The following is a 13,088-nucleotide window of genomic DNA, read 5'->3' as shown; positions in this document are numbered from 1 at the left end:
CCCCCACGCCGCGCCTGTTTGCTCGAAGACGGTAGGTCGCTCCCTTCGCGGGAGCGTGGATCGAAACCCGCCGCCAAAAGCTACGGGGGCGTAGGTCCCCTTGTCGCTCCCTTCGCGGGAGCGTGGATCGAAACTCAGGGGCGGTATATCGGAGAATTGGAAGGAGCCGTCGCTCCCTTCGCGGGAGCGTGGATCGAAACCAATCGCAGGTGCCGCGTTTGTAGGAGGCGAAAAGTCGCTCCCTTCGCGGGAGCGTGGATCGAAACTCGACGGGAGGTGCGGGCGTCGGCAAGTCGACGCGTCGCTCCTCTCGCCAGAGCGCGGAGCGGCATCGCGTTCCCACACACACGTTGAGCCTGCATCTCGCCTGGTCCGTGCCCGGCCCGGGGCGTGCGCCGGTTGGGGTCCGCCGGCGTTTGCCTGCCGCCCGGAGGATGAGCGGGAAACGCCACGACAACAGGCACTTCCGGCGCGTTCACCTTTCCCGCTTTTCACCTCCTGCCGCTTTGCACCGCGCGCCCGCCTCGTCTACCCTGCAAGGAGTCGGGGCGACGGGTTCGCGCAAAAGGGGAACAGACCGAACATGACGATGTTTCCCATCCTGTCCTTGTCGATGCAGGCGATGGCCCCTTCCGTCCCGCTTTTTGGAAGTTTCTTTCCGTCCTGGCTGATCTGCCTCCTCATCGCGGTGATCCTGACGGTCGCAACACGCGTGGTCTTCGTCATAACCGGCGTCGACGACATCCTCCGCTGGCGCGTGCCGACCTACATGAGCATGACGCTCGCGCTGACGTTCCTGATGTCCCTCATGTTCTTCGGTCGCTGACGAATGAGCCCAACAAAGAGAACACGCCTGGCCATCCTCGCGGGCACCGCGATCAGTCTGGCCATCATCGCAACCGCCGCCACGCTGGCCTATCGGGCGCATGTCTTTGCCGAGGCCAACCCGATGTCGGACGATGCCTCGGTGCTGGCCGAGGTGATCAAGGTCGCGACAGGCGTCGCCGGGCGGATCAAGGCGGTGCGCGTCACCGAGAATGCCTTCGTCCGCAAGGGCGATGTGCTGATCGAGCTGGACGACACCGCCTATCGGCTGGCTGTCGGGCAGACGCGGGCGGATCTCGAGATCGCCCAGGCGGCGGCGAGCGACAAATCGCGCAACATTCGCGCGGAACTGGCCAACGCGGAGGTTGCCGCCGGACAGGTCGAGCGGGCGCGCTCCAACCTGGAACTGGCGTCGCAATCGCTCGAGCGGCTTCTTCCCATGGCCTCCAAGGGATATGTCTCCGCCCAGCAGGTCGACGACGCGCGCACGCTGAAACGCGATGCCGAGGTAAGTCTCAAGGAGGCCTTGCGCCAGCAGGAAGCCGCGGAAGCGCTCGTCGGCGACGAGGTTGGCGCGGAAGCACTCATCGTCGCCCGCCGCGCCGCGCTGGCGATCGCCGAACATGAGCTCGCCGGCACCGTGCTGCGCGCCGCCCATGACGGTCGGGTGGTCGGACTGACGGCCTCGGAAGGGGACTATGTGCTCCCGGCGCAATCGATGTTCACGCTCATCAAGACCGGCGCATGGTACGTCAACGCCAACTACACCGAAACCGTTCTGCCCGGCATCTCCGCCGGTGATTGCGCCACGATCCATGTGCTGGCCGACAGCAGGAGAAAGATAAAGGGCGTCGTGGAAGGCGTCGGCTGGGGAGTAAGCTCCAAGGACCTGGTGAACCTGCCGATCGCGCTTCCGATCGTGCCAAAGTCGCTCGACTGGGTCCGGGTGCAGCAGAGGTTTCCTGTTCGCATCCGCCTCATCGATCCGCCCGCCGACCTGATGAGGGTCGGCGCCTCCGCGGTCTCCACCATCCATCGCAACAATGACGCCTGCTAGTCCTTCGGTTGCGACGCCGCTCGCCCGGATCTGGCGCGACCTTCAGCCGTTTGACGGGAGACTTGCCCTCACCTGGCGCATCGCGCTGCTCTGCGCCCTGGTGACAGGGGTGGCGATGACCTACCGGATCCCGGAAGCCGCGATCAGCTGCTACCTCGTCATCTTCCTGATGAAACCGGATGCGGCCATGAACTGCCTGCTCGGCGTCGGCCTGATCGCCCTCGCCTCGCTGGTCGTGCTGGCGATGATACCGGTGATCAACCTCAGCATCGACAGCCCGCCCGCCCGTCTGGCGATCATCTTCTTCGCCACCTACATCTTCCTGTTCCTCGCCTCGGCGACCCCGCTGGGCGAGCAGGCCGCCATCGTCGGCCTCATCATCGCCTTCATCATGACCCTGGTCACAGACGTGCCCGTCGGCCAGATCGGCGATCAGGGGCTGCTTGCCGCCTGGAAAATGGCCTGCATGCCGATGGCGCTCATGGTGCTTCTCAACCTGGTCGTCGGCACCCCGCCGCATGTGCATGTGCGCCGGCGGATCGTGAACCGGCTGCGCACGGCTGCCGAAGCGCTCGAGACGCCCGGGCATCGCGCCGACCTCGACGACCTTCTCGCCGCCGGCAACGACGCCTCGCTGCAGCAGGTGCTCCTGGCAAGGCTTCTGCACCTCACGCCCCGGCAGCGGACGACCTGGCTCAATGGCGCGGTGGAGACGAGCTACAAGATCCTGCTCGTTGCCGATGCTTCACCGCAGGCGCTGCCGCCGGAGCGGCGGAGTGCGCTCGCCCGCTTGCTTCGCGGTGCAGCCGAACGGATCAGCGCCGGCGAATGGCCCGAGCCCCCGCCCGCCGCATCCGTACACGACGATACGGCGGAAGGGGCGCTCATGGAGGCGCTGTCACGCCTGAGCCGGCCCGACGGCGGCGCCTCGCCCGTTCCAGAGAGCCCCCCTCTCCTTGCGGCCGACGCGTTTTCCTCGCCCCGCCATCAGCGTTACGCCCTGAAGACGTCGGTGGCTGCCGTCATCTGCTATCTCGTCTACACGGCGGCAGGCTGGGACGGCATCCACACCGCGCTCATCACCTGCTATGTCGCTGCGCTCGGCACCACCGGCGAGACCCTTTACAAGCTCACGCTGCGTCTGGTCGGATGTCTCATCGGCGCCGCCATGGGGTGCGCCGCCCTGATCTTCGTGATGCCGAGCCTGACGAGCATCGGCGGGCTCATGGTCCTCGTGTTCGCGGCCGTCATGGTCGCCGCCTGGGTCTCGACCGGCAGCGAGCGCATTTCCTACGCCGGCGTGCAGATCGCCCTGGCGTTCCTGCTGACGACGCTCAACGGCTTCGGCCCCAGCTTCGACTTCTCCCAGGCCGGCGACCGGATCATGGGCATCCTGCTCGGGATCTTCGTGATCTACGTGATCTTCACCCAGTTCTGGCCGGCAAGTGTCGTCGACGGGATCCGCACGCGCCTGCAACAGGCGGCCGCGGCTCTCGCCTCGCTTGCCGCAGCCACACCGGGCGAGCGCCAGGCCGACATCCGCACGGCGGCCGAGATCCAGAAGACCTTCGGCGAAACGGGAGACCTTCTCGCCATGGCCTTCTTCGAGCCCCGGCGGCAACGCGCCAGCGACGCGGACCTTCGCCACCTCGCCGCCTTGCGCGCGGAACTGAAGAGCCTTTGTCCGCAAGTCCGCTTCGCCCCCGCCCTCGACGACACGCTTCACGCCCGGCTGCACCGCCTCGCCGGGGACCAGTCGGGCGGGACGAGAACACCCTGACGAGCGGGCCCGCCGTGGCCCGACATGCCCCGCCGCCTGCTCCGGCCAGGACCGCCGGTCAGTTCGAGAAAGGACATCGAGACAATGTGTACCTCCCTCACCTATCGCGACGCTTCCGGCAAAGTCTATTTCGGCCGGACACTCGAACTGACCATGGACCTCCCCTACCAGGTGGTCTACTTCCCCGCCGGGGTCGCCTATTCCTCCCATATCGAGGGGCACCCGGCGCTGGAGTATACCGGCAGCCACGGCGTGCTGGCGGTGACAATGCCGGGCCGGCTGCCGAGCGCCGAGGCTCCCCTCGGCTTCGCCGACTTCAAGGTCCTGGAAGGAATGAACGACAAGGGCCTGACCTTCAGCCTGCTTTCCTATCCGGCTGCAGGCGGGCAGCACCAGGCCGTGGCGGCGACACAGGCCGTGCTTTCGGCCTCCGACCTCGGGACCTGGGCGCTGGGCCAGTTCGCAACCGTCGGCGAGGTCAGGGACGCCATGGCGGCTCAACCCGTTCTGCTCGAGGCGCTGGCGCTGCTCGGCGGGGTCGAGTCCCCGTTCCACTACGTCGTCCATGACGCCGGTGGCGCGTCTCTGGTGATCGAGTTCAACAATGGCGCGATGTCGGTGCACGACAACCCGGTCGGCGTGATGACCAACGGTCCGGAATTCCCCTGGCACCTGAGGAACCTGGACAACTACACGTTCCTCAGCAACGTGGACGCCTCGAGCGCGGTCTTCGGCTCCTACAAGGCGGTCCAGCCGGACTCGGGGATCGCCACCGCAGGCCTGCCCTCCTCCAACACTTCCGTCGGGCGTTTTGTCCGCGCGGCCTATTACGCGCAGTTCACGGAGAAGGCGAAGACGGCGGACATGGCGGTCCTGACGCTGGCCCATGTCATGAACAATTTCGACCGGCCGCGCGGCGCCACGATCGACTACCCGGGCAAGGAAGGCGGGCATCTGGAAGTGGCGGGGCTTTCGCATCCCGGCGACGAGGCCTACGCCACGGAATACACCTGCTGGACGAACCTCTCCGACCTCGACCGCAAGCGGTTCTACCTGCGCACGTACAAAAGCCTGAACTACGCGAGCTTCAACCTCGACGATCTCGCGGACGGGCCCGGCGTCTGCGTCCTTCCCGTCAGCCATCTCGACGGCCTGAGCGGCGACGCGACCGAGACGCTGAAGCAGGCCGCCGCATCGTAAGGCAGCGGACGCGGGAGACGTCCCGCGTCCATCCTTGAGCCCGGCGCTCCGTCCGGGCATCCGCGGGGACCTGACGGCGGCCAGGTCCCCGCAGCAGTTGCGGGAATGTCTCCATGGAGCTCGGCGGACCGAAGCCCTTCGTCACGATACGCAGCGTCCTGCGGAACGGTCACAGGATTGTCCTGCGTGCCCGCCAGTACCGCAAAGGCCTGCAGCGCCATCCCGACCAACGGGAAGTCCCGTTCTGGCACCGGCCGGCCTACAACTGGTGGAACGGCCTTCTCTTCGCCGTCGGGTCGCTGCATTTCGTCATCGCCAGCCTGTTGTCGCTGGTGCCCGGCCCGCTCACCGCCTGGCAGATCGCGGTGATCTTCTTCGTCGGATCGATCTTCTTCACGACAGCCGGCTTCATGCAGAACTTCCAGGCGGCCAATGCCACGGAGCTGACTGACGCACCCTCCGCCTTCGTGCCCGCCAGAAGATGGCGGCTGATCGGCTGGAGCCCGTCGAGCCTGGGCTGGCTCAGCACAGTCACACAGTTCGCCGGCACGGTGATGTTCAACTTCAACACGTTCGACGCCATCGACCCGCCCGCGCAATGGTACGTTCAGGACCTGACGATCTGGCTGCCGGGCATGATCGGCTCGGCGCTGTTCCTGGTCTCGGGCTATTTCGCCTACATGGAGGCCGGCCACGCCTACTGGTCGTGGAAGCCGGCAAGCCTCGACTGGCAGATCGTCTTCGCAAACCTGCTCGGCTGCGTCTTCTTCATGACGGCTGGCGTCCTGGCCTATGTCCCCAGAGGCGACGAGCCGTCCTGGATCGCCTTCGTCGCCAATCTGCACCTGTGCCTCGGCGCGACCGGTTTCCTGATTGGCGCGGTCCTGATGATGCGGGAAAGCAAGCAAGGCGAACCGCTGCCGGCCTGAGCCGGAGGCGGCCGGATCGCTGGCCTATCGCAGCGCTTCCGAGGGCGCGGCACTCGACGTCATGTTGCCCAGCGTGAAAGCCAGGGTCGACGCCGCGATGAGCGCGGCCGCGTGAGCGTCCGCCTGGGATTGCCTCGCGTCAAGAAGGCCGCTCTCGGCGGTCGTGACATCCGTCAGCGTGCCGAGGCCGTTCTGATACGCCTCGAAGGCCGCGTCGTAGGTCACGCTTGCCGCGCGACGCAACTCGCTCGCCGCCTCGTAGGATGCCAGCGCCGAGCTCACCGCGTTCGATGTGACCAGGATCTCGCGCACTGCGGCGTCGCGGGTCTGCCGGTGAAGCGCGACGGCCGCGGCGGTGGCGGAGGCGGCCTGGCGTTGCCTGTTCGCCCGGATCTGGCCGTCGAAGATCGGGATGCTCGCTCCGACCATGACGCCGCTCGTCGTGCCCTGCAGGCCAACCCCGGGAAGAGCCCCGGACTGCACCCTGCCGCGATTGGAGGCGGCGACGGCACCGAGATAGACCTTGGGCAGGAACGCCGCCGCGGCGGCCCGCTCGTTCGCCTCGCTCGCCTTGACGGCGGCGTAGCTGGCAAGTACGTCCGGGCGGCGCGACAGCGCCTGCTGGATCACCTTGTCGGCGGGAACGGCGCGCGCCTTTGGCAGGCGGCGCCCGGCCGATGTCGCAACGCGCACCTTCGCCTTGGGGTCGAGCCCGACCGCGCCGGTCAGGTCCTGATAGGCGTCGTCGACGCCGTCGCGCGCCTGTACCAGCCGGAAATTGGATTGCGCCACCAGTTGCTTCGCCTGCGCGACCTCGATGCTCGTGCCGATGCCGTTGGAAAACCGCGCTTGCGCCGCCGCCAGGACCTTCCCGCTGTTGGCGCGCGTCTGCTCGGCGATTGCAGTCTTCTGCCGGGCGACACCGTAGAGATAATAGGCGCGCGTGATGTTGTGGATCAGCAGCTGATGCGATCCGTTGAACGAAACATTGGCCGCGTAGGCCGTTTGCTTGGAGGCCTCCAGCAGGGCCTGGCGTTCACCGAAATCGAAGAGCAGCCATTGCAGGGCGATATTCGGGGTGACGCCGCTGGCCTTCGTGGACACGTAGTCGGTGCCGCCCTTGAGATCCGGCAGGGGCGTCACGACGTCCTGATATCCCGCGATTACATTGGCGGAAATCATCGGCAGGAACGTGCCCTCGGCTATCCCCACGGCGGCGGCGGCCTGACGGGCCTGCTCCCAGGCAACGCGGGTGGACGGGTGCGAGCGTTGGCCGAGGTCGATCAGTTCGGCAAGGTCATAGGTCTTGCCCGACAGCACCTGGACGGGGGACCGCGACGCCTCTGTCAGCGCCGCGTCGCCAATCGCGCCCTGCACGCCAAAGCCGCCGCCTTGACCGCCTGGGTCCCAGGGCCTGTCCGGCGCGGAGGACGTCAGCCCCGACGGATCGGCGATGCAGCCCGCCAGCCCCATGCAAACCCCGAAGGCCGCCGCTCTCTTAGCGTGTCTCGGTCTCATTCAATCCACCACATACGGGCACATGGCCGGTTGGCCAAACGCGATGCCAGCCGGCAGGATCGCAAACCGACGGCTTCGATGAAAGGCCTCGCCCTCACTTTCCTGTTGCTCACCTGGATCATGGCACGCAACGTGTCCTGCGGGCGCGACCCTGACCGGCTCGCCCCCCCCCTTTGGCAATGGCATGGTGCGAACCGCAAGCGTGTCGTGAAACCCCGTGGGTTTCGCACTTCCCCTAACCCCTTGAAGTATCGTATGAATCCCTCGCCGACCGTCCCCGTGAGGGCTCCGGCGAACAGCAAGACCACGAGGTTCGCACAACCGCCTTTGTTTTCTCAGGAAAACGAGTGTGTTACGACACCCCCAGTCGCTCCCTTCGCGGGAGCGTGGATCGAAACGCGTGTAATACCGTCAAAAATAACTATGCCGACTTGTCGCTCCCTTCGCGGGAGCGCGGATCGAAACTCGTCGCCACGCAGCAGCCGGCGTGCCTGCGTGGTCGCTCCCTTCGCGGGAGCGTGGATACCCCCGAAGTGAGTCAGTGCGGGCGCACCGGAGTGCCCGCACTGACTGCCAGGAGGCGATGGGCGACGCCAGCCGAAGGTTCCACGCAGTCGTTTCAGGCAGGCCGACAACCGCTGCCAGCCAGAAAAATCATGCTCTGCAAAAACAAGAAGACCGGGAGAAAAATGGTGGGCGGTGAGAGACTCGAACTCCCGACATCCTCGGTGTAAACGAGGCGCTCTACCAACTGAGCTAACCGCCCGACGGGCCGAAGGGCCCTGCAGGGAGTGCTGTCGCATCCCTCCCGAGGACTATGGGGAAACTCCCCTCTCCCCGGCGTTTCGGAAACGACCGCATCTTGCCGCGAACCGCGCATTCGCGCGTGCGGCTCGAGCCTTTTAAGCCGCGCCGCCTCGAAGATCAACTGCCGCGCGGGGCGAAATCCAACGTCGGGGCGATGGTCCGGCGCGGTCGCCAGCAAACAGAGCGAAAACCGTGCAGAAGGCGCCATGTGTCCCCGCAGTGAACCGGGATGTCTCTTGCACGCAGCAGACGCAAAACGGCCCCGCAGGGGCTCCTGCAGGGCCGTTCGCATAGTCCGGAAGGGGTCCGCCTATCAGGCGTTGACCGCGTCCTTGAGGCCCTTGCCGGCCTTGAACTTCGGCGTCTTGGACGCCGGGATCTGGATCGTCTCACCCGTGCGCGGGTTGCGTCCCTCGGAAGCGGCGCGCTCGGAGACCGAGAAGTTGCCAAAACCGATGATGCGGACTTCGCCGCCGCTCTTCAGCGTGCCGGTGATCGCGTCCAGCGAAGCATCGACCGCCTCTCCGGCCTGCGCCTTGGTGAGGCCCGTCTTGTCTGCGACAGCGGCGATCAGATCGTTTTTGTTCATGGCAGTCCCTTTCCTGGAAACAGAAAGCCCTAGATTCGAAACAGGCTTCGGGGAGGGACACTCTTGCGATTTCGCGCCCAAGGCAAGACGAAAAGCGCAGAAATCCGCGATTTCTCCGGCTTTTTGCATGACAAAGGGGGGCTGACTTTCGCCAGCCCCCCTTTTTTGTGCAAAACCGTTGGATCAATGGGCCACGGGCTTGGACTGGCCATCATTCTGAATGACGGCCTTGGCGGCAGCTTCCGCAGCGGCTTCGTCCCATTCGATGCGTTCCGGCAGGCGCACGAGCGCCGTCTTGAGCACGTCCTCCATCCGCGAAACCGGGATGATTTCGAGGCCGTTCTTGACGTTGTCCGGGATCTCGGCGAGGTCCTTGGCATTGTCCTGCGGGATCATCACCGTGGTGATGCCACCGCGCAGAGCCGCCAGCAACTTCTCCTTCAGACCGCCGATCGGCAGGATCCGCCCGCGCAGGGTGATCTCGCCGGTCATGGCCACATGCCGGCGCACCGGAATGCCCGTCATGACCGAAATCACCGCAGTCGCCATGGCGATGCCTGCGGACGGACCATCCTTCGGCGTCGCCCCTTCGGGAACATGGACGTGGATGTCCCGGTTCTCGAAGCGCGGCGGCTCGATGCCGAAGTCGACCGCCCGCGAACGCACGTAGGACGCGGCCGCGGAAATGGACTCCTTCATCACCTCGCGAAGGTTGCCGGTCACGGTCATCTTGCCCTTGCCCGGCATCATCACGCCCTCGATGGTGAGCAACTCGCCCCCCACCTCGGTCCAGGCCAGACCGGTGACCACACCGACCTGATCCTCAAGCTCCGCCTCGCCGTAGCGGTAGCGCGGCACGCCCAGGAACTCCTCGACCCCGTCCTCGTCGACCTTGATGGTCGTCTTGTCGGACATGAGGATCTCCTTGACCGCCTTTCTCGCCAGCGTGGCCAGCTCGCGCTCCAGGTTACGCACACCCGCCTCGCGGGTATAACGGCGGATCAGCTTGCGCAGAGCCGCGTCGTCGACCTCGAACTCGCCGTCGCGCAGGCCGTGGTCCTTCACCGCCTTGGGCAGAAGGTGCCGGCGCGAGATCTCGACCTTCTCATCCTCGGTGTAGCCGGCAATGCGGATGATCTCCATCCGGTCCATCAGCGGCGCGGGGATGTTGAGCGTGTTCGCCGTGGTCACGAACATCACGTCCGACAGGTCGTATTCGACCTCCAGATAGTGGTCCATGAAGGACGAATTCTGCTCCGGATCGAGCACCTCGAGCAGGGCCGAGGACGGGTCGCCGCGGAAATCCATGCCCATCTTGTCGATCTCGTCGAGCAGGAAGAGCGGGTTGGACTTCTTCGCCTTCTTCATCGACTGGATGACCTTGCCGGGCATCGAGCCGATGTAGGTGCGCCGGTGCCCGCGGATCTCCGCCTCGTCGCGCACGCCGCCCAGCGACATGCGCACGAACTCGCGGCCCGTGGACTTGGCAAGCGACTTGCCGAGCGAGGTCTTGCCGACGCCCGGAGGGCCGACGAGGCACAGGATCGGGCCCTTCAGCTTGTTCGCCCGCTTCTGCACGGCCAGATACTCGACGATGCGCTCCTTGACCTTCTCCAGGCCATAGTGATCCGCATCGAGGACCTGCTGGGCATGCTCCAGGTCATGCTTGACCTTGCCCTTCTTGCCCCAGGGAATGCCGAGCAGCCAGTCCAGGTAGTTGCGCACGACCGTGGCTTCGGCCGACATCGGGCTCATCTGCTTGAGCTTCCTGAGCTCCGCCGTGGCCTTCTCGCGCGCTTCCTTGGAAAGCTTGGTCTTGGCGATCCGCTCCTCAAGCTCGGCGACCTCGTCGCGGCCTTCCTCGCCGTCGCCGAGTTCCTTCTGGATCGCCTTCATCTGCTCGTTGAGATAGTACTCGCGCTGGGTCTTCTCCATCTGGCGCTTGACGCGCGAGCGGATGCGCTTTTCCACCTGCAGGACGGAAATCTCGCTCTCCATCAGGCCCAGCACCCGCTCCAGACGCCCGGCGACGGAGGTGATCGCCAGGATCTCCTGCTTCTCCGGGATCTTCACGGCAAGATGCGAGGCGATGGTGTCGGCAAGCTTCGAGGCATCCTCGATCTGACCGACGGCGCCGAGCACCTCCGGCGAGACCTTCTTGTTGAGCTTGACGTAGTTCTCGAATTCCGAAACCACGGAACGCGACAGCGCCTCGGCCTCGACCGTGTCACCCTCCTCCTCGGGAAGGATCTCGGCATGAGCCTCGAACAGGTCGCTGCGCTCGGTGAAGGACGTGATGCGCGCGCGCGATCCGCCCTCGACCAGCACCTTCACGGTGTTGTCGGGCAGCTTCAGCAGCTGCAGGACAGTCGCCAGCGTGCCGACCTCATAGATGTCGTCGGTGTCGGGCTCGTCGTCGGAGGCGTTCTTCTGCGTGGCAAGCAGGATCTGCTTGTCTGCGCCGAGCACCTCCTCAAGCGCGCGGATGGACTTCTCGCGGCCGACGAAGAGCGGCACGATCATGTGCGGGAAGACGACGATATCGCGCAAGGGCAATACGGGATAGAGAGTTCCCTCGCCCTCGGGCTGCGCGTCGAAATCAGTCATGGGCTGTCCTTTCCTTGCGAACCCGCCGCCCCGGTGAGTGGCAGACACGGACGGGCGCATTGGCGGCAACGGTGACGGACGGGAGAACTTATCCCCCGCGTCAGGCCGACGACCGACGCCCCGTTTCCTGGGCACGGCGACCGTCGCCCCGCTTGCCTCTTGTGACAATAGGTGGAGACCGCCACCGCTGGTGTCAAGGCACGCCGGCAACCGCTTGCCCGCAGTCCCCGAAGACTACGCCCAATCCGGCCTGATTCGCCTAAAAATGCACCGCCCGCACCAAGCAAATGGTGGAAATCCTCGCGCCGCGGGTCGGTTTACCGTTGCCGGCAAGCCATTGCGTCAAGACGGCGCATTCCGCTGCGTCCGCCGCTCCACCCCGGCACGCCGCCCATAAACGCGAAACGGCCCCGGACGGAAACCGTCCGGGGCCGAATGGCCTTTGCCTGTCGGGCAACACTGGCTGCCCGTCGTACAAGGAATGCTCAGGCGCTCGTTGCCGAAGTTTCCGCGCGGTCCTCGTAGATGTAGAGCGGACGCGCCTCGCCGGTCACGACCTCGGCAGAAATCACCACTTCCTTGACCTCCTTGAGGCCGGGAAGCTCGTACATCGTGTCGAGCAGGATCGCTTCCAGGATCGAGCGCAGGCCACGGGCACCGGTCTTGCGCTCGATGGCCTTGCGGGCGATCGCCTTGAGCGCCTCCTCATGGAAGGTCAGCTCGACGCTCTCCATCTCGAACAGACGCTGGTACTGCTTCACGAGCGCGTTCTTCGGCTCGGTCAGGATCTGCACCAGCGCGTCCTCGTCGAGGTCGACGAGCGTGGCGATCACCGGCAAACGTCCGACGAACTCGGGGATCAGGCCGAACTTCAGCAGATCCTCAGGCTCCAGCGACAAGAACAGCTCGCCCGTGCGCCGATCCTCCGGCGCCTCGACAACCGCCTTGAAGCCGATCGACGTCTTGCGGCCGCGCTCGGAGATGATCTTCTCCAGCCCCGCGAAGGCGCCGCCACAGATGAACAGGATGTTCGTCGTGTCGACCTGCAGGAACTCCTGCTGCGGATGCTTACGCCCGCCCTGCGGCGGAACGCTGGCGACCGTGCCTTCCATGATCTTCAGCAGGGCCTGCTGAACGCCCTCGCCCGATACATCGCGCGTGATCGACGGGTTGTCGGCCTTGCGGCTGATCTTGTCGACCTCATCGATGTAGACGATGCCGCGCTGCGCCCGCTCGACGTTGTAGTCGGCCGACTGCAGCAGCTTGAGGATGATGTTCTCGACATCCTCGCCTACATAACCGGCCTCGGTCAGAGTGGTCGCGTCGGCCATGGTGAAGGGCACATCGAGAATGCGCGCCAGCGTCTGGGCAAGCAGCGTCTTGCCGCAGCCGGTCGGGCCGACGAGCAGGATGTTCGACTTCGCCAGCTCCACGTCATTGCTCTTCGAGGCGTGGTTCAACCGCTTGTAGTGGTTGTGTACCGCGACCGACAGAACCTTCTTGGCAGCGCCCTGGCCAATCACGTAGTCGTCAAGAACGGCCCGAATTTCCTGCGGCGTCGGAATGCCGTCGCGCGACTTCACCAGCGAGGACTTGTTCTCCTCGCGGATGATGTCCATGCACAGCTCGACGCACTCGTCGCAGATAAAGACGGTCGGGCCGGCGATCAACTTCCGCACTTCGTGCTGGCTTTTGCCGCAAAAAGAGCAGTACAGCGTGTTTTTCGAATCGCCGCCGCTGGCCTTGGTCATCAGGTTATCCCCGCGTGGTTCGGAA

At 65.5% G+C, this 13,088-nt stretch carries 9 protein-coding genes, 1 tRNA gene and 1 CRISPR repeat array (1 of these 11 only partly in view); of the genes, 5 read left to right on the top strand and 5 right to left on the bottom strand.

The window, feature by feature from the left end; genetic code table 11:
• A CRISPR array of direct repeats spans positions 1-266; the repeat unit is 32 nt; unit sequence GTCGCTCCCTTCGCGGGAGCGTGGATCGAAAC (it extends 31 nt beyond the left edge of the window).
• Positions 267-583: 317 nt separating this feature from the next.
• From ACSLUQ_RS04760 to ACSLUQ_RS04740, 5 genes are all read left to right on the top strand, one after another.
• On the top strand, positions 584-826 hold the full coding sequence (locus ACSLUQ_RS04760; protein WP_461807823.1) for a YtcA family lipoprotein: 243 nt from the start codon (positions 584-586) through the stop codon (positions 824-826).
• Between the two features lie 3 nt (positions 827-829).
• Entirely contained in the window at positions 830-1,882 is a 1,053-nt protein-coding gene (mdtN, locus tag ACSLUQ_RS04755; RefSeq protein ID WP_461807822.1) for a multidrug transporter subunit MdtN, read from the top strand.
• Positions 1,869-3,662 carry an FUSC family protein gene (locus ACSLUQ_RS04750; protein ID WP_461807821.1) on the top strand — a complete coding sequence of 598 codons (1,794 nt, stop codon included), beginning with the start codon at positions 1,869-1,871 and terminating at the stop codon, positions 3,660-3,662. Before mdtN ends, ACSLUQ_RS04750 begins: the two co-directional genes overlap by 14 nt.
• Positions 3,663-3,746: 84 nt before the next feature.
• Complete coding sequence (locus ACSLUQ_RS04745; RefSeq protein WP_461807820.1) at positions 3,747-4,862, top strand: linear amide C-N hydrolase; 1,116 nt, start codon at positions 3,747-3,749, stop codon at positions 4,860-4,862.
• A 113-nt stretch (positions 4,863-4,975) separates the two neighbouring features.
• Positions 4,976-5,791 (top strand): hypothetical protein, encoded by an 816-nt coding sequence (locus tag ACSLUQ_RS04740; protein ID WP_417774238.1) that lies wholly within the window; start codon positions 4,976-4,978, stop codon positions 5,789-5,791.
• Between the two features lie 24 nt (positions 5,792-5,815).
• Here ACSLUQ_RS04740 and ACSLUQ_RS04735 read toward each other — a convergent pair whose 3' ends face one another.
• The 5 genes from ACSLUQ_RS04735 to clpX form a co-directional block, all read right to left on the bottom strand.
• Positions 5,816-7,309, bottom strand: a complete 1,494-nt coding sequence (locus tag ACSLUQ_RS04735; RefSeq protein ID WP_461807819.1) for a TolC family protein — start codon at positions 7,307-7,309, stop codon at positions 5,816-5,818.
• A 690-nt stretch (positions 7,310-7,999) separates the two neighbouring features.
• Positions 8,000-8,075: transfer RNA gene (locus tag ACSLUQ_RS04730), tRNA-Val, on the bottom strand.
• Positions 8,076-8,429: 354 nt separating this feature from the next.
• Positions 8,430-8,705, bottom strand: a complete 276-nt coding sequence (locus ACSLUQ_RS04725; RefSeq protein ID WP_417774236.1) for an HU family DNA-binding protein — start codon at positions 8,703-8,705, stop codon at positions 8,430-8,432.
• A 183-nt stretch (positions 8,706-8,888) separates the two neighbouring features.
• Positions 8,889-11,312, bottom strand: a complete 2,424-nt coding sequence (lon, locus tag ACSLUQ_RS04720) for an endopeptidase La (protein WP_417774235.1) — start codon at positions 11,310-11,312, stop codon at positions 8,889-8,891.
• A 485-nt stretch (positions 11,313-11,797) separates the two neighbouring features.
• Complete coding sequence (gene clpX / locus ACSLUQ_RS04715) at positions 11,798-13,063, bottom strand: ATP-dependent Clp protease ATP-binding subunit ClpX (RefSeq protein WP_417774234.1); 1,266 nt, start codon at positions 13,061-13,063, stop codon at positions 11,798-11,800.
• Positions 13,064-13,088 lie beyond the last annotated feature (25 nt).

This window comes from Stappia sp. ICDLI1TA098, from assembly GCF_054880955.1.
Note: the sequence above shows the minus strand (reverse complement) of the source record. Positions and strands in the feature narration are given on the sequence as shown.

Excerpts from the sequence above, each read along its gene's own strand:
- ACSLUQ_RS04760 (WP_461807823.1), top strand. The coding sequence starts at position 584 with ATGACGATGTTTCCCATCCTGTCCTTGTCGATGCAGGCGATGGCCCCT.
- mdtN (WP_461807822.1), top strand. The coding sequence starts at position 830 with ATGAGCCCAACAAAGAGAACACGCCTGGCCATCCTCGCGGGCACCGCG.
- ACSLUQ_RS04750 (WP_461807821.1), top strand. The coding sequence starts at position 1,869 with ATGACGCCTGCTAGTCCTTCGGTTGCGACGCCGCTCGCCCGGATCTGG.
- ACSLUQ_RS04745 (WP_461807820.1), top strand. The coding sequence starts at position 3,747 with ATGTGTACCTCCCTCACCTATCGCGACGCTTCCGGCAAAGTCTATTTC.
- ACSLUQ_RS04740 (WP_417774238.1), top strand. The coding sequence starts at position 4,976 with ATGGAGCTCGGCGGACCGAAGCCCTTCGTCACGATACGCAGCGTCCTG.
- ACSLUQ_RS04735 (WP_461807819.1), bottom strand. The coding sequence starts at position 7,309 with ATGAGACCGAGACACGCTAAGAGAGCGGCGGCCTTCGGGGTTTGCATG.
- ACSLUQ_RS04725 (WP_417774236.1), bottom strand. The coding sequence starts at position 8,705 with ATGAACAAAAACGATCTGATCGCCGCTGTCGCAGACAAGACGGGCCTC.
- lon (WP_417774235.1), bottom strand. The coding sequence starts at position 11,312 with ATGACTGATTTCGACGCGCAGCCCGAGGGCGAGGGAACTCTCTATCCC.
- clpX (WP_417774234.1), bottom strand. The coding sequence starts at position 13,063 with ATGACCAAGGCCAGCGGCGGCGATTCGAAAAACACGCTGTACTGCTCT.